This is a genomic window from Clostridium tertium (assembly GCF_902652255.1).
GTDB classification, from domain to species: Bacteria; Bacillota; Clostridia; order Clostridiales; family Clostridiaceae; genus Clostridium; species Clostridium tertium_A.
Genome location: NZ_CACRTO010000042.1, coordinates 132165 through 150083, shown reverse-complemented (window position 1 = coordinate 150083; position 17919 = coordinate 132165). Strand labels below are relative to the sequence as shown.

At 29.5% G+C, this 17919-nt stretch carries 15 protein-coding genes and 1 riboswitch; of the genes, 5 read left to right on the top strand and 10 right to left on the bottom strand.

The genetic code is table 11. From position 1 onward, the window contains the following. Nucleotides 1-463: 463 nt before the first annotated feature. Nucleotides 464-1144 (top strand): uracil-DNA glycosylase, encoded by a 681-nt coding sequence (locus tag GPX08_RS13850; protein WP_156627393.1) that lies wholly within the window; start codon nt 464-466, stop codon nt 1142-1144. Between the two features lie 34 nt (nt 1145-1178). Here the strand turns inward: GPX08_RS13850 and GPX08_RS13845 are convergent, their stop codons facing one another. The 3 genes from GPX08_RS13845 to GPX08_RS13835 form a co-directional block, all read right to left on the bottom strand. Next, nucleotides 1179-1484, bottom strand: a complete 306-nt coding sequence (locus tag GPX08_RS13845) for a PadR family transcriptional regulator (RefSeq protein WP_156627392.1) — start codon at nt 1482-1484, stop codon at nt 1179-1181. A gap of 85 nt (nt 1485-1569) precedes the next feature. Continuing rightward, complete coding sequence (gene fetB, locus GPX08_RS13840; protein WP_156627391.1) at nt 1570-2316, bottom strand: iron export ABC transporter permease subunit FetB; 747 nt, start codon at nt 2314-2316, stop codon at nt 1570-1572. After that, nucleotides 2313-2972 carry an ATP-binding cassette domain-containing protein gene (locus tag GPX08_RS13835; protein WP_156627390.1) on the bottom strand — a complete coding sequence of 220 codons (660 nt, stop codon included), beginning with the start codon at nt 2970-2972 and terminating at the stop codon, nt 2313-2315. The genes fetB and GPX08_RS13835 overlap by 4 nt, the downstream gene beginning before the upstream one ends. A 203-nt stretch (nt 2973-3175) precedes the next feature. Here GPX08_RS13835 and GPX08_RS13830 point away from each other — a divergent pair, with 203 nt between their 5' ends. After that, complete coding sequence (locus GPX08_RS13830; RefSeq protein WP_156627389.1) at nt 3176-3763, top strand: hypothetical protein; 588 nt, start codon at nt 3176-3178, stop codon at nt 3761-3763. Nucleotides 3764-3960: 197 nt separating this feature from the next. Here the strand turns inward: GPX08_RS13830 and GPX08_RS13825 are convergent, their stop codons facing one another. Next, complete coding sequence (locus GPX08_RS13825; RefSeq protein WP_156627388.1) at nt 3961-5433, bottom strand: leucyl aminopeptidase; 1473 nt, start codon at nt 5431-5433, stop codon at nt 3961-3963. Nucleotides 5434-5828: 395 nt separating this feature from the next. Between GPX08_RS13825 and GPX08_RS13820 the strand changes: the two genes are divergently transcribed. The 3 genes from GPX08_RS13820 (at nt 5829) to GPX08_RS13810 (ending at nt 9052) form a co-directional block, all read left to right on the top strand. Then, entirely contained in the window at nt 5829-7853 is a 2025-nt protein-coding gene (locus GPX08_RS13820) for a penicillin-binding transpeptidase domain-containing protein (RefSeq protein ID WP_156627387.1), read from the top strand. A 79-nt stretch (nt 7854-7932) separates the two neighbouring features. Beyond that, nucleotides 7933-8613 carry an MgtC/SapB family protein gene (locus GPX08_RS13815; RefSeq protein WP_156627386.1) on the top strand — a complete coding sequence of 227 codons (681 nt, stop codon included), beginning with the start codon at nt 7933-7935 and terminating at the stop codon, nt 8611-8613. A gap of 55 nt (nt 8614-8668) precedes the next feature. Next, nucleotides 8669-9052, top strand: a complete 384-nt coding sequence (locus GPX08_RS13810; RefSeq protein ID WP_156627385.1) for a hypothetical protein — start codon at nt 8669-8671, stop codon at nt 9050-9052. A gap of 47 nt (nt 9053-9099) precedes the next feature. Here the strand turns inward: GPX08_RS13810 and GPX08_RS13805 are convergent, their stop codons facing one another. From GPX08_RS13805 to nrdD, 6 genes are all read right to left on the bottom strand, one after another. Next, nucleotides 9100-9672: a xanthine phosphoribosyltransferase gene (locus tag GPX08_RS13805; protein WP_156627384.1), complete on the bottom strand. Its 573-nt coding sequence runs from the start codon at nt 9670-9672 to the stop codon at nt 9100-9102. Between the two features lie 179 nt (nt 9673-9851). After that, a riboswitch (purine riboswitch) is annotated at nt 9852-9953 on the bottom strand. A gap of 34 nt (nt 9954-9987) precedes the next feature. Then, nucleotides 9988-10497 (bottom strand): anaerobic ribonucleoside-triphosphate reductase activating protein, encoded by a 510-nt coding sequence (gene nrdG / locus GPX08_RS13800; protein WP_156627383.1) that lies wholly within the window; start codon nt 10495-10497, stop codon nt 9988-9990. 178 nt (nt 10498-10675) lie between these two features. Next, nucleotides 10676-11938: a CapA family protein gene (locus GPX08_RS13795; protein ID WP_156627382.1), complete on the bottom strand. Its 1263-nt coding sequence runs from the start codon at nt 11936-11938 to the stop codon at nt 10676-10678. A gap of 170 nt (nt 11939-12108) precedes the next feature. Continuing rightward, a complete protein-coding gene (locus GPX08_RS13790; protein WP_156627381.1) occupies nt 12109-14031 on the bottom strand; it encodes an aconitate hydratase in 1923 nt (640 codons plus the stop codon). A gap of 19 nt (nt 14032-14050) precedes the next feature. Continuing rightward, complete coding sequence (gene nifV / locus GPX08_RS13785) at nt 14051-15214, bottom strand: homocitrate synthase (RefSeq protein WP_156627380.1); 1164 nt, start codon at nt 15212-15214, stop codon at nt 14051-14053. Between the two features lie 311 nt (nt 15215-15525). Beyond that, nucleotides 15526-17637: an anaerobic ribonucleoside-triphosphate reductase gene (nrdD, locus tag GPX08_RS13780; protein WP_156627379.1), complete on the bottom strand. Its 2112-nt coding sequence runs from the start codon at nt 17635-17637 to the stop codon at nt 15526-15528. Between the last annotated feature and the right edge of the window lie 282 nt (nt 17638-17919).

Genomic DNA, 17919 nt, shown 5'->3' with positions numbered 1-17919 from the left:
CAGGATCAAACTCTCAATAAAAAGTTTAATCTTTTGCTCAAATTACTTTGAGTCTTAATTTTAAGACTTAAAAGAATTGCTGGTTTATTTTACTTAACTTTATTCTGTTCAATTTTCAAAGACCATTTATCTTGCCGCCCTTAAGCGACTTCCTTATCTTATCACTTAAAATTTTTCTTGTCAACATCTTTTTTTATTAATTTCTGCTGACTTAAAACTTGTTTCGTAAGGAACGATTTACATAATATCACCTTTCATTTTCTAGTATTTCTCTAAGCCTATATTCTATTCATAAATAACTCATAAATTCTAAGTATTTCTCTTTATAATTTGAATTTACTTATATTGATATTCTAGGCTACGTTTTTGCTAAATTATATAAAATATACTATTATTATTGTAGGTATTTTAGTAAATAATAAAATAAAGATATGATTTTTAATAATATAAAGAGGTGATTTTTTTGAAAAAAATATTAGATAATGATTGGCAAGACTTATTAGAAAAAGATTTTGAAAAAGAATATTATCAAAACCTTAGAAAGTTTTTAACTTCAGAATATAATACAAAGACTATTTATCCTCCTATGAATAACATATTTAATGCCCTTAAACTAACTCCATATAAAGATGTTAAAGTTGTTATATTAGGTCAAGACCCATATCATGGTCCTAACCAAGCTCACGGATTAGCTTTTTCGGTAAATAAAGGTGTAAAGATTCCACCTTCACTCGTTAACATATATAAAGAATTACATACTGATTTAAATTGCTATATCCCCAACAATGGATTTTTAGAAGATTGGGCAAAGCAAGGTGTCTTGTTATTAAATACTGTACTAACTGTAAGAGCTCATGAAGCTAATTCTCATAAAAATATGGGGTGGGAGATATTTACCGATAAAATAATCTCTTTATTAAACGAACGAAAAGATCCAATAGTATTTATATTATGGGGAAATCCATCAATAGCTAAAAAGAAACTTATAACTAATAAACAGCATCTTATAATAACTTCACCACACCCAAGTCCACTTTCAGCTTTTAGAGGCTTCTTTGGAAGTAAGCCATTTTCAAAAACAAACGACTTTTTAAAATCTATTAATAAAACTCCTATAGATTGGCAAATTAAGAATATAGACTAATAAATAAAGGAGCTGTATACAACAGCTCCTTATATCAAATAATTTCTTCCATTAAAATTTTTAGATTTTTTTTAAGATCAATTAAAAGTTTCCTTCCCTCTTCTGTAGCCTCATAATACTTTCTTATTTTTCCATTAACTATTTTATCTTCTTTTATTAATAAACCTTCATCGACCATTGTCTTCAATATCGGATATATAGTACCTGGACTAACATTGTAACCATGCTCCTTTAATTCTTCTATCATCCAACTTCCATAAAAACTACCTTCACTACCATGGTGTAAAATATGAATATATATAAGTCCACTAAAGATTTTTCTTACTATTTGATCTTTCAAAATTTCATCCCCTTATTTATTTAAGTTACAATTATTAATATTATATATCTTTTACAAATATATATAAATCATTTTTAGGCTTCATCTAATATTTTAATTGTTTTCTTTCATTAAAGAACTTTTTATAACTTAAATATGTTGCTATCATAACTGAAAGTGAAGTAGATGATAATATCATAAATGTAACCATTATTTGAAATTTCACTGCTATAAGTGGAGAAACTCCACCTAAGATTAAGCCTGTCATCATTCCTGGAAGAGATACTATACCTAAAGTTTTTGCCGAATCTATACTAGGCATTACAGATATTTTTATACTCTCCCTAATTATATCTTTAGATGCTTCTTTTATATCTGCTCCCAATGCTAATTTTACTTCTACTAAAGCTCCATTATTTTTATAGCTTGAGATTAAGTTTTTATAAGATAATGATAAAGCAACCATAGAGTTGCTTACAACCATTCCTGCTACAGGTATAACTTCACTAGGAGTAAATTTTATAGCCTTAGATAATACTAATACAGTCATCGTAATGCTTGTTCCAATTAAAATTGATATAAAAGAAATAAATAGCTGATTTTCTATAGCTAATTCCTTTTTCCTAGTATTTAATGAGGCGTTAAATATCATTATTATAATAAGTATTATTGTATATATAGGTTTTTCAAGTCCAAAAATGAAATCTAACAAGTAACCTACTATGATAAGCTGAATTACAGCTCTAATAACACTAAAAATAATATCTCTACTTAAATCCAACTTATCTTTATATGATATAAAAACTGGAATAGCAACTAAAACAGATGATATAACTAAAGCTTCTGTGCTCACCTTTCAATCACCTCCACATTTTCCACTTTCCCGTTTTTAATAAAAATTCTCTTATTAAAAATCCTCTTGCTCTGCTCCTCATCATGAGTAACCCAAATTACTGTTACACCTTCTTTATTTATATGCTTAATATATTTTTCAACAATTATTGTATTACTACTATCTAAAGCTGAGGTTACTTCATCTAATAATAATATCTCAGGAATAAACATTAAGTTTCTTATTAATGCTATTCTCTGCTTTTCACCACCTGATAACAAATTAATATCCTTCTCTAAATATGACTTGTCTAGAGAAAATGCAGTTAAAAGCTCATCTATTCTATCATTATTAACCTCTTGATTTCTTATTTTAAAAGGAAAACATAAATTTTCATAAACATCCTTCCCAAAAAGGTAGGGGGTTTGTGTACAATAACTAATACTTCTTCTAAGTTTTATAGAATCATAGGCTGAATAGTCTTTATTCTTATATTCTATATTTCCATGAGATGGTGAAATTAAATCTGCACACAATTTAAGAATTGTACTTTTCCCACTTCCAGATTCTCCAACTATAGAAATACATTCTCCTTTTTTAATAGCTAATGATATATCATCAAGTATTATATTGTCTTTATCTTTAAACGTAAGATTTTTTATCTTTAATATTTCCATAAACACACCTCCTATTAATATCACAATTCGATATCGCAATTTGATATTATCATATAATTCTATTTTGTTCAACTTTCTTTATTCAATTTTTCCTATTAAATGAATTAATTAGAAATTAATATGTTTAAAAATAGATTTAGTTAGTATAATTAAATCATAGGAGATTTTCATTAAAGTATATTGTTGTATAGGAGGGTTTTAACGTGAAGAACTTATTAGGAAAGTTAATCATCTCATTAATTTTCTTTTCTATATTAATTGGTTTATTTATATTTAATCCCACAGGTGAAAAAATAGAAATTAATGAGCCAGCAACATTCTTAGAGGAGAGTATACTTTCAGATATGGTTATTCTTGATTACGCTTCTAATGATAGGGTTATATTTCATGGATACTTTGGGCTATTTATATATGATATTAAATCCGAAAAAATTATATCAAGTTTAAACCTAGAGTCAATTGGTATGCACTATACTCAAGGTGATAATTATTGTGATGTTACAGTTGATTCTAATGGTCAAATAGTTCAATTAAATACTTTAGCAAAAGAAATAATGTACACTTTTAATATTAATGAAAACACTCTTATTAAAACAAAGTATAAAGATATGAAAAATAAATCAAATATTAAATTAGAGCCTCTTGAAATAAGAACTGATTCCAAAGTTCATTTAACATACGGCATTGAATTTGATAATGGTGAAATTGGATATTTAGATTGTTTAGACTCTAAAATTGGTTCACTAGAATATATTCGTGGTGATAAACACTATAAACTTTTTAAAGAATAAGAATAATGATTAGATACATAATATATTTGTTTCAAAACTAAAAAATGAAATTTAAAAAGGGCTGTTATAAACAGCCCTTAACATAAATGTATATCAATTAAGTATTTTATTTAAAATCACTTAATTTCTTATTTTTCAAAACTACTGAAAGTAGTTTTTACCTTATTATACATTCTTTATTATTCATTATTCACTTTTTACTTGCTTCTTCTCTTAGCTAATTCATATAATGTATGAACTGGAGCACCTGTTCCACCTTTAACTCCTAAGTTACTAACGTTTGAAGTCCAAGCTGTTCCAGCTATATCAAGATGTAACCATGGCTTATCTTGAACAAATGCTTCTATGAATAATCCAGCAGTTATTGTTCCTGCATATCTTCCACCACTGTTCTTTAAGTCAGCAATATCAGATTTAATTAATTTTTTATAATCATCAAACGCAGGTAATTGCCACATTTTATCTCCAGTATATTCTGAAGCAGATTTTAATTCATTGAAGAATCCTTCATTATTTGTAATTACTGCTGTAGTAGTTTCTCCTAAAGCAACTAAAGCTGCACCTGTTAATGTAGCTAAATCTATAACTTCATCAACCTTTTCTTCAGTAATAATATAGTGAATAGCATCTACTAAAGTTAATCTTCCTTCAGCATCTGTATTAACTACTTCTATAGTCTTTCCAGCCATAGAACCTATTACTTCACCTGGTTTATAAGCTTCTCCAGAAATTAAGTTTTCACATGATGCTATAACTGCAACAACATTTAACTTAAGTCCTCTCTTAGCTATTACAGATAGCGCACCTATAACTGAAGCTGCTCCACCCATATCAGATTTCATATCTAACATACTATTAGTTGGCTTAATTGAATATCCACCTGAATCATAAGTTAATCCCTTACCTACTAATCCAAGTACTTTGTCCTTATTGTCTTTATCTCCAAAGTATCTCATAACAATAAGCTTAGGTTCTTTTGCAGATCCCTTTGCTACATTATAGAAGGCTTCCATTTTTAGATCCTTAATTTTTAGAGCTCCATGAACTTCTACTTCAAATCCACTTTCTTTTCCAACCTTAACTGCTGCTTCTGCTAAAGTTTCTGGATAAATAACATTTGAAGGTTCATTAACTAAATCTCTTGCAATTATTATTCCTTTAGCTACTTCAACACCTTCATTAATTGCATCTTCGATTTCCTTTGTTGCTTCCTTAATTCCACATCTAGAAATTGAAACATTTAATTCTTTTTCTTCTTTTGCATCAGTCTTATACTTATTAAATGTATAACTTGCAAGCTCTGCTGAAGTTGCCATTGCTTTAATTAATTCTTCAAGCTTTATAGTTTCAGTATGAGGAACTCTTAAGAATATGTTTGTAATACCTAATTCCTTAATCTTCTTAATTCCTTTTCCTGTAGCTTCTCTTACTTTATCTAAATCTAAGTCTTCATTTTTGCCAAGACCAACTAATACTACTGTTTGAATAGATTCATTAACAGTTCTAGTGAATGAATAAATTTCTCCATTCTTACCATTAAACAATCCTTTTTCTTCTGCAAAATTTATATTTTTACTTAAGTCTTCATTTGATACTTTTAAATTATTTTCTAATAAATATATAACTAAAGCATCAGCTGTAGAACAAGTTAAGCTTTTATAATTTATCATTTCTATTTCACCTCTTCTAAAGTTTTCTTTTTATTCATAATACCACTATTAAAATTTCTATTCAATGGATAGAAAGTGAGAATTATCAAATTATGTCATATAAAAGCCCCTAACACGCTCTAAAGCAAGAATAATTTGACATATTATATAAAAAAATATTTTTTATTATTAACTGTATAGAAACTTTATTTTTGTAAATACTATTAATGTAGATACAAAACCTGTTTACGCAGGTCCCATCCCCCATTTATTTATAAAGCGCTTCGGCGCTTTTTTATTTTCAATTAATACATATTCTATAATACATTATTTTTTATTTTTTTTAATTTATGTAAACAACCTCATTTAATGCTATAATTTATACATTAACTGTATATTTAGGGGGATAATTATTTATGAAGTTTAAAAAACATTTAAAATCAACCATATTATTTGCATTGATTTTTACCTTTATACTGATATCTTATGGATGTTCAGGTATAAACAAAGCTGAAAAGGCATTTAATAACTTTACAGAAAAATGGACCGAAGCAGACTATGCAGCTATGTATGAAATGCTAACTAATGAGTCTAAAGAATACATTTCAGAAGAAGATTTTGTTTCAAGATATACCAATATTTTTTCAGCTATCGACGCTAAAAACTTATCTTTTGAAGTTAACGGTGATAAGGTGAAAGATGATGATAGTGTTACTATTCCCTTTACATTAAATATGGATGCTATAACTGGTAATTTATCAATAGATGATTTTAAAATATCTCTAACTAAACAAGATGGACAATATAAAATAAACTGGGATGAAGGTTTAATTTTCCCTGAAATGCTTAAAGATGATAAACTTAGAGTCTCAATAACACCTGCTACAAGAGGTAGTATTTTTGATAAAAATGGTAAAACTTTAGCTGTAGATGGTCCTAAGTTTACTGTAGGAATTTATCCTACCAATTTTAACAAGTCTAATGTTGAAGAAAAAATATCTGAAATTGCTAAGGCTTTAGATATAAGCGAAGAAAATATTACTACTAAGTTAGAAGCTAATACTAATCCTGAACACTTTATCCCTTTAGTTGAAACATTAATAGATGATCCAAAGGTGTCAACTCTAAAGAATAGAAGTGAAGAAGGAATTTTACTTAAAGAAAAAGTCGGAAGGGTTTATTACGGGGGAGAAGCCTTTGGTAGATTAATTGGATATATTGGAAATATAACTGCTGAAGAATTGGAAGCAAACCAAGATAAAGGCTATTACGATACAAGCCTTATAGGAAAGGCCGGAATAGAACAAATATATGAAGATACTTTAAAAGGTGAAGATGCTACAGAAATATATATAGAACGTGGAATGGATAAAATAACTATTGCAAGTAAAGAAATTGAAAACGGTAAAGATATAACATTATCAATAGATTCAGACTTACAACAAAAGGTTTATAGCGAAATGTCAGGTGAAAAGGGTGCTGCCACTGCTGTAAATCCCAAAACTGGTGAAGTTATTGCCATGGTAAGTGCTCCTTCTTATGATTCCAATATCTTTACTACTTATATAACTAAAGCTCAAAAAGCTAAATGGGAAGAAAATAATCATGCTGATGAGTTAAATAGATTTAATAAAGTTTATGCTCCTGGCTCAACCATGAAATTATTAACCTCAATAATAGGTGTTGAGAATGGAATTATAGACCCTAATGAAACTAGGGATATAACAGGATTAAAATGGCAACCAGATGGTTCTTGGGGTGATTATAAAATCACAAGAGTAATTGATCCTAGTAGGCCAATAAATTTAAAAGATGCTGCAAACTTCTCTGATAATATTTATTACGCTCAAGTAGCTCTAGAACTCGGAAATGAAAAATTCATTAAGGGACTTAAAAATTTTGGAATTTCAGAAGAATTATCTTTTGAATACCCAATGGAATCATCACAAATTTCAAATGATGGTGAGTTAAATAAAGATATATTATTAGCAGATACAGGATATGGACAAGGTGAAGTAATGGTTACACCTCTTCACGTAGCATTGTTCTACACCACTTTAGCTAATGAAGGTAATATAATGCAACCAAGATTAGTTATAAGTGAAAACTCTGAAGCTAAGATTTGGAAAGAAGGATTAATATCCAAAGATAACTTGCCAACTTTAATTGATGCATTTACAGCCTTAGTTAATGATTCTGGTGCAACTATTGCTGATGGTGCAGTACCTGGCCATAGAGTAGCTGGAAAATCCGGTTCAGCTGAAATAAAAAAATCTCAAGATGATACTACAGGAACAGAAAATGGATGGTATGTATCTGTAGATCCTGATTCATCTAAAATTTCTATATCAATGATAATTGAAGATGTTAAAGGTAGAGGTAGTAGCCATGTTACTGTTCCTAAAGTGAGAAATGTAATGGACTATTATCTAAATAGATAAGTAAATTATATTGTTGTTAAATAGCCCCGTAATAACATAGTATACATCATAGTAAAATTGTAATACGGGGTGAAAAGATATGTCAGAATTCTTTACATTACAATTAGATTATTTATTGAGGCTTCTAATAGCTGCTATATGTGGATTAGCTATAGGCTATGAACGTGAAGTTAAAATGAAAGATGCTGGTATTAAAACACATTTTGTTGTTTCCGTAGGAGCAGCTCTAATAATGATAATATCAAAATACGGATTCCAAGATCAAGTTGGCTTAAGTAATATATCTATTGATCCAACTCGTATCGCTTCTCAAGTTGTATCAGGAGTTGGATTTATTGGTGCAGGCTTGATTTTCATTAAGGATAAGAGCATTGTTGGATTAACTACAGCTGCAGGAATTTGGGCAACTGCTGGAATAGGCTTAGCTATGGGTTCAGGTTTATACCTTATTGGTTTAAGTGCTACACTTATTATAATAATAGGACAAGTATTACTAAACAAAAAAATCAAATGGCTACCTCCAACTAAAGCAGAGGTGCTATTTTTACAGGTTGAAGCTAAAGTTACTATTATTAATGATATAAAGGAAATTTTTAAAGCACAAAATATAACTATTCTAAGCCTTATAGGAGAAATATCTAAGGAACCAACTCCACTAATTGATTTAGAAATCCAAATAAAGACAGATAAAGATTTTAACAAATTAAAGTTACTATCCATATTGCAAGATAATCCAATTGTTAAATCAATAAAATTTTAAAACTAAAACAGATTAGAATTATATTGAATCAAAATAATAAAAGGAAGTATATTTCATGAAAAAATTCACTTTATTACTTTTCTCTATTATTATATTAAGTTTATCTTTAGTATCTTGCTCTAAAGATAAAACAAAACAAGCTAATACACCTACAAAAACAGCTTTGCTAGTTAAACAATCTATTGACAATAAAAACTATGAAGCTTTCAAAAATCTATTTAGTGATGGACTCGAAAATTCAATATCTAAAGAAGATTTTGAAAAGCTTCAAAATCTTACAACTGCAGGAAGTGATTATAAGTTATATAGTGTTATTACTTTTGAAAACGGAGAAATATTTTTAATCAAATTGACTTCAACTCCAATTGATGATGATTATAAAATTGAAGAAGTCATGCAAGTTCCTGATGAATTTAAAACTTTATTTAATACTAAATAACTATATAAAAAAGGAATTCAGCCAAAAACTGAATTCCTACATTAATTCTACTTTATTACTGCTTTTCCATCCTCAAACTTTTCAATAATAGCTAAAGATTCAACTCTAACATTCATCTCTTCTAAAACACTTCTTCCTTCTTGGAATCCTTTTTCTATTACTATTCCAACTCCTACTAAGTTTGATTTAGATTGATTTAATATATCTATTAATCCCTTAGTTGCACAACCCTTAGCTAAGAAATCATCTATTATTAATATATTTTCGCCTTCATTTAAGAAATGCTTTCCTACTCTAACCTTATAAGTTTTCTTTTTAGTAAAAGAATGTACCTCTGCTTCATAAACTTCTTTATCTAAATTTAAGCTTTCTGTTTTCTTAGCAAAAACTACTGGTACATAGTCAAAGTATTGAGAAACTATAGCAGCTATTCCTATTCCCGAAGCTTCTATTGTAAGTATCTTATCTACTTTTTGCCCCTCAAATCTTCTTTTGAACTCTTTTCCCATTTCATTGAAAAGCTTAATGTCCATTTGGTGATTTAAAAAAGAATCTACCTTTAAAATATTCCCTTCTCTCACTTTTCCTTTGTTCATTATCATATCTTTTAATAATTGCATGTACTTTTTCTCCTTTATACTTAAGTTTATAGTATTCAAAAACCTTGTCCTACTTATACCTTTAGCAATAAAGACTAAAAAGTTCATAGTATATATGTTTCAATAAATAACCCACATTTTTAAGATTACGGAATTTTAAATAAAAAATACTTCTAAAGTAAATCACTTCAATTGAAAGCATATATATTGATTATTTTCGTAGTTAGGATATTTACGGTTTCCTAGTAGAAACACTTGAACCATATTTTCAAGCATATACGAATACTATATTATTCTTTTTGATAATTATAATATTTAAAATAAGTTATGGCAAGTTTAATAATCTAATGTAATAATATCTCCAGACCTAAGACTTTCTTTTACATCTATAATTCTTTGATTGCTTGATCCTCTAAATTTTAATCCTTCTATAGCTTTGTCTTCTTCGAACCTACCATCTACTAAGACATCAATATTATTAATTAAATCACCCCATCCTTCTCTACTTTTTAAATTATTAAGTATATATTCAAATGTATATCCTGTATAACTCCATATATTTAAATTTTCTTCTTTAAAAGCCTTTGCCATATAAGCAAACTCCTCTGCTCTTTCAAATGGATCTCCCCCACTAAAGGTAATACCTTTTATAATAGGATTTTCTATTACATCTTTTATAAGTTCATCCATTTTCACTTCTTCTCCCCCTGAGAAGTCATGAGTATCTGGATTAAAACAACCCTTGCAATTATGATTACACCCTTGTGAAAAGAATACCCTTCTTATACCCGGTCCATTTACTAAGCTCTCATAAGCTATTCCAGCTAATCTTATAGTATCCTTCATTAATTACATCTCCCCTTAATTTATTATGAAAGAATTATAATTAAAAATCTTTGCAGATTTTTATACTATGATTTTAAAAAAATGGAGATTTTCGCATGTCAAAAACTCCTATTCCCTTGATTTTTTCATTGTGCGTTAGCACTATCATTCTTTCATTATTTTGCTTTGCAAAATATAACTAATCCCTTACTTCTATTTTATCACTATAGGATTCAATTATCTCCTTACTTCTATTAAAAGATTCTACAACTCTACTTTTTCCTTCTTCTGTTAAGTATTCAGCATCATTAACCGTAGCTGGTACTACTTCATAAAATAATTTACCTTCTTTTTCATACCAATTAACCCAAGTTGGTAAGTACTTTGGATACTCAACCTTAATTTCCTTAGTATCTTCGTTCTTACTAACATTTACAAAAGTAATAACCCCATCTTCCGTGTACGGGTTTTGTATTCTTTCAGTTCTTTGGCTAGATAAGAAATTCCCCATAGAATAGATAACTGAAGTCTCATGTGATCCATCATCTGATTTTACTATATCAATTGGTTGTAATGAATGTGGATGAGTCGCAAAAACTATATCTACATTATTATTTGCTAAGAACTTTGCCATTTTCTTTTGAGTTTCATTAGGTTCTAACTCGTATTCATCTCCCCAATGCATATAAAATATTATTACTTCAGCTCCATCGCCTTTCATCCTATCTATTTCTTCCTTCATATTATTAAAATCCTCATCTAAAGAATCTTCCCTAAAAGTATTCATTAAAGGATAAATCTCGCTAGATATTGGAGTTCCGTTTAGACCCCTAACCCCTCCTTCGCTAGTCATTGTATAGCTATAAGATATAATTCCAATCTTTATTCCTTTAACATCTTTAATGATATATCTATTATCATCAGCACTTGACCTAGTACCTATTATGTCAAACCCTCTGTCTTCTAAAGTCTCTCTAGTTCTGTAAAATCCTCTGACATCTCTATCTAAAGAATGGTTATTCATATTATTAAGTACATCTATTCCTGCCCACTTTATAGCATCTGCTAATTCATCTGGAGCATTAAAGCTTGGATATCCTGAAAATCCATAATTTTCAATTCCAGATAGTGTTCCTTCTAAATTTCCTATAGCTAAATCAGCATTACTTAAGTAATCCTTAACATACTGTAATGTATTTTTAAAATCATAAGAATTGCTTTCAGCGTCATATTGTGTCTCTAATATTTCTTTATGTATTAAAATATCACCAACAGCTGCTATTTCTATAGTTTTTATATTCTCCTTTTTATCCTCAATAGGCTCCTTAACTTCTTCATCTTCAACTGATTCTTCTTTATTCAAACCACTTAGTAAAACTTCAATCCTTGGCAAATAAAATAATCCTGCAATAGATATTAATAAAATTATTATCAAAATAATAATTATTCCTCTTTTTTTCATAAACCTCTCCTTATTTCTACTTTGTTTCAATTATATACCAATTATTAAAATAAAAAAATGTATATTCTAAAACTCATTCAAAAGTTTCATATATCCATTTCTATACCTTAAATAATATCGGTTAATCCTTAATTTTCAATTGAAAAAGAGCTGTCTAAGACAGCTCTTTTTTATCCTGTTATTTTTACGTAATTTAATCTTCCACCAGCTTTAACTACGTTAATTTCTTTTTCACTTAAATTGATATAAACATTGAAGAATGTTCCTTTAGTTATATTCTTTACTGTAGCTTTTCCATTAACTAAAGCTGATTGAATATCTACTATTTCAAGCTGATCTAATAGTCCAACCTTATCATAATCAACCTCTGCTTCAAATTCCATTGGAATAATTCCATTGTTAATAAGATTAGCTTTATGAATTCTAGCAAATGATTTAGCAATTACTGCTCTTACTCCTAAATATAATGGTGCTAATGCAGCATGTTCTCTACTTGAACCTTGTCCATAGTTGTTTCCAGCAACAATTATTCCCCCATTATTTTCTTGAGCTCTCTTAGGGAATTTCTCATCTACTGTATTGAAACAATACTCAGCTAGATAAGGTATATTAGATCTATATGGTAGAAGCTTTGAGTTAGATGGCATAATATGGTCTGTAGTAATATTATCTTCAACTTTAATTAATACTTTACCTTCAATATCTTGACCTAACTCCTTATTAACTGGGAATGGCTTAATATTCGGCCCTCTAACAACCTCAACCTTAGCTCCATCTTCAGCAGGTGCAACTATCATAGAATCATCTATTAAGAATTCTTCTGGCATATCAACTGTAATATCTACATCACACTCTCTTGGATCTGTTAAATATCCATTTACTGCAGATACTGCTGCTGTTTCTGGGCTTACTAAATAAACTTTAGCAGATAAAGTCCCACTTCTACCATAGAAGTTTCTATTAAATGTTCTCAATGATACTCCATTTGTTCCTGGTGCTTGACCCATTCCTATGCAAGGTCCACAAGAATTTTCTAAGATTCTTGCCCCAGCACTAATAATATCTCCTAGAGCACCATTCCTAGCTATCATTTCCATAACTTGTCTTGATCCTGGAGCTATAACTAAACTTACATCATTATGAACCTTTTTACCTTTTAATATTTTAGCTACCCTCATTAAATCTTCGTATGAAGAATTAGTGCAGCTACCTATTGCAACTTGGTCAACTTTAATCTTTCCAATGCTTTCAATTTCTTCTACATTGTCTGGACTATGTGGCTTAGCTGCTAATGGCTTAAGCTCATCTAAGTTAATTGTAATTTCTTCATCATAAACTGCATCTTCATCAGCCTTAAATTCTATCCAACCTTCTTCTCTTCCCTGAGCTTTAAAGTATTCTAAAGTATTTTCATCACTTGGGAATATTGAAGTAGTTGCTCCTAGTTCAGCCCCCATATTAGTTATAGTTGCTCTTTGTGGTACAGATAAGTTTTTAACGCCTTCTCCAGCGTATTCAAAAACTCTTGAAACTCCCCCCTTAACAGTAAGTCTTCTAAGGACTTCTAAAATTATATCCTTAGCAGCAACCATAGGTTGTAACTTACCTTCTAAGTTTATCTTACAAACTTTTGGTGTAGTTATATAATATGCACCACCGCCCATTGCTAAAGCGACATCTAAACCACCTGCTCCCATAGCAAGCATACCAACTCCACCTGCTGTAGGCGTATGGCTATCAGAACCTATAAGAGTATCCCCAGGAACAGAAAATCTTTCTAAAAATACTTGGTGGCATATTCCATTACCTGGTTTTGAGAAATACACACCATATTTTGATGCTACTGTTTGAATAAACTTATGATCATCTGCATTTTCAAAGCCCTGTTGAAGCATATTATGATCAATAAAAGCTACTGACTTCTTAGTTCTAACCTTGTCTATTCCCATAGCCTCTAATTGCAGGTAAGCCATAGTACCAGTAGAATCTTGAGTAAGAGTTCTATCTATCTTTATTCCAATTTCCTTTCCAGTTTCTATAGTTCCTTCAACTAAATGGCTTTTTAATATTTTATATACTAAATTGTCCCCCATTTACGTATTGCCCCCTTTGCTAATTTACTTTTTCTTCTTTTAATCTTACGTATTCTTTATATATTTGTACTAACTCCTTATCAAAAAGACTTCTCTTAAGTCTTACTGAAGTTGCTCTTACCATTTCAAGAACACCTTGAGCTGAAACATCATCAAGTTCAATTCCATACTCTTTAAATTTATTAATTATACCAGCTTTACCTGAATGCTTTCCAATAACTATTTGTCTTTCAAGACCAACTATACCTGGATCAAATGCCTCATAGTTTTTAGGATTCTTAATAGCTCCATCTGCATGAATACCCGATTCATGAGCAAACATATTGTCTCCAACTATAGCCTTCCAAGCAGGTAGTATTCTACCTGAAGCTCTTGATACATATTCAGAAACTTCTCTAAACATCTTAGTATCAACGCTTCCGCCATAATTGTAAACAAACATTAATGCCATTAGTACTTCTTCAAGGGCTGCATTACCAGCTCTTTCACCTAATCCATTAACTGTAACTCCTACATGAGAAGCTCCACCAACGATACCTGCTATTGCATTTGCAGTTGCCATACCAAAGTCATCATGAGTATGCATTTCAATATCAAATTTTGTTTTCTCATATATATATTTAATGTCTTCATTTATCTTAAATGGTTCCATAACACCTACGGTATCGCAATATCTAAATCTATCTGCACCAGCTTGTTTTGCTGCTTCAATAAATTCAACTAAGAAATCTCTATCCGCTCTAGAAGCATCTTCGCCATTAACTGATACATATAAACCATTTTTCTTAGCAAATTCTACAGATTTAACCATATTATCAAGAACCCATTCTCTAGAAGTCTTAAGTTTATGCTCAATATGGATATCTGATACTGAAATTGAAATAGCTACTGCATCAACTCCACAGTCTATTGACTGTTCTATATCTTTAATAACTGCTCTATTCCAAGCCATAATGCTTGACTTTAAATTTCTCTTAACTATACTCTTTATAGCTTCCTTTTCGTCTCCACCCATAGTAGGAATACCTACTTCTAGCTGATCTACCCCAAGGTCACTTAACATACTAGCAATTGCAATTTTCTCTTCATTTGCAAATACAACTCCTGCTGTCTGTTCTCCATCTCTTAATGTAGTATCTACTACAAATATTTCTTTCCCTGTTTTTAAATTTTTAATGGACATAACCTTCCCCCTTACTTTAAAATTTATTACTTATTTTTAAAACTAACCCCAAGTAAAAATAAATATTAGCTATAATTATTAATTAATTTTACCATATACAGTTAATTCTAACAAGGAAAATAGTATTGATTTTTTAAAAAATTGCAAGTTTAAATAATTTTATTTCACTTTTTTCTTGTAAAATAATTATTTACATTAATTTTGTACAATTTTCTGCAATAAAAATATTTAATCTTGCATTGCTAAAATGAAAAATAAGAGGTTAAAAAACCTCTTATTTTTTCATAATTATTAATTTTTCTCTATAAATATTAAAGATTATAGTTTTTTCTCTTCAAAGAATGTGAAATTCTATCTCTTCTCTCTTCAAATTTGCCTGGCCCAAATCTTTCATCTAAGCTTAAATATCCAGTTACTCTTGAAACCCCTTGAATATCATCACTTCCACAACTTCTGCAATTTCTTTCACTACTATCTAAATATGTTCCACACTTTTTACAATATCTTATATGAAAGTTAACTCCAAGATAACTAATATTAGTATTCTTGTAAGCATAATTTAGTATATCCATTATCATTTCACCTGATGGCATATCGTCAACTTCAATATAACTTATATGACCTGCATTACAAAGTTTATGATAAGGTGCTTCTATATCAATTTTTTTCTTAATAGAAATTGGATAGCTTACAGGAATATGAAAACTATTAGTGTAATACTCTTTATCAGTTACACCCTCAACTATTCCAAAGACCTTTTTATCATTTTTTATAAACTTTCCTGAAAGCCCTTCTGCTGGTGTTGCATAACAACTCCAATTTAATTTAGTTTCTTCCATAGCTCTATCTGTAAAACTTCTTATATATCCTATTATCTTAAGTCCAAGTTCTCTTGCTTCATCATCTTCTCCATGGTGATGACCTTTTAAAGCTATTAAAGCTTCAGCAAGTCCTATGAATCCAATTCCCCATGTACCTTGTTTAAGAATAGGTTCTATAGAGTCTTCTTTATCTAACCCTTCTGAGCCTCTTAGTAATCCTTGACCCGCAACAAAAGGTAAATCTTTAACTTTTAAATTTTTTAATACTCCATATCTATGAAGAAGTGATTTTTTTGCAAGCTCTAATCTTTCATCTAATATCTTAAAGAATTCATCTATATCACCTTTTGCTTGCATTCCTATTCTAGGTAGGTTTACAGTTACAGGCGCAATGTTTCCTCTCCCCTTACAACCTGGCTCTCCATTTACATTCTTCATAAGATATGTTCTACAGCCCATAGTTGCTGGCATGTATCCTGCATCATAATATTCCTTATTAAAATCTGCATCTATATTCATAAATGTTGGATTCATTCTCTTAGCTGCTACTTCACAAGCTAATTGATATAAGTAATAATATTTGTCTTCTGGTTCTCTATTTACCCCTTCTTTAACCCTAAATATTATATTAGGAAAGATAGGTTGTTCTCCCTTACCTAAGCCACTATTATATTCCTTTAAAAATACTTCACAAATTAATGCCGCATCATCATTATATGGTATTCCTAAGTTTATAGAACTAAATGGAACCTGTGATCCAGCTCTGCTATGCATAGTATTTAAATTGTAAACTATTCCTTGCATAGCTTGATGTACTCTTTTTCTTAATTTTACTTCAGTTAAAGCCTCTATTTTTTCCTTACTTACCCCTAATTCTTCAAGTTCTTCTCTTATTTCTACCCTTGTTGGTTCTATAAAAACAGAAAGATCATTATCAAAATCAGGATGAGCTTGCCCTCCAAACATATCATTTTGTGATGATTGAAGTAAAATACATGAAAGCTCTGCAGCTGTTTCAATTCTCTTAGGTATATTTATTGTTCCATATCCAGTATTAAATCCTTTTGTCAGAATTTCTTTTGTTGGAATATGTAGACAATTTATAGTTAAGTTATAACTATCTAGATCATGGTAATATAAATCCCCATTTTCATGGGCCTTTGCTAACTCTTTAGGCATACTTGCAAGATTATGCCACTTATTAGATTCAGATGCTATCCTTAAAAGTTTTGAACTGAAATTGTTTCCAACATTAGCATTGTCTCTATCAGTTTCTACTCCTATCTTCTCAATAGCTTTCATTAAATCAGACTTAATTTCTCTTACCCTAGTTCTTTCCCCTCTATAATTAGAATAAACAGATTTTATATTATTGTATCCCTTATTAATTAATGATTCTTCCACTATATTTTGGATTTCCTCAACACTAATTTTATCCTTACCAGTTTCCTCAATATAACTAATCGCCTTTTGTAAAATGTTTAATACTTCACTCTCTTTTAATTTTTCCCCAACCTCGTAACCAGCTCTCTTTATGGCATTTGCTATTTTCAAAGGATCAAAAGATACTTCTCTACCATCCCTCTTAACTACATATAGCATATCATTTCCTCCCCAATACAATATATTGTGTTGTCACTAGTATTAATTATATTACTTGAGCTTATACTTTTCAATTGAGAAATGTGTAGATTTTTTTAGTTTTTCCATATAATTCATGGATAATCCACCTTTACTAGTGAATACCTGTTTTTTTTGATTTTTTTCTATTATTGACAAAATACATATTAATATGAATTACTATATCAGTATTGATAAATCCAAACTATATCAGTATTGATATAGTTCTCAATTATGCTATAATAAAATTATAAATTTTAAGTA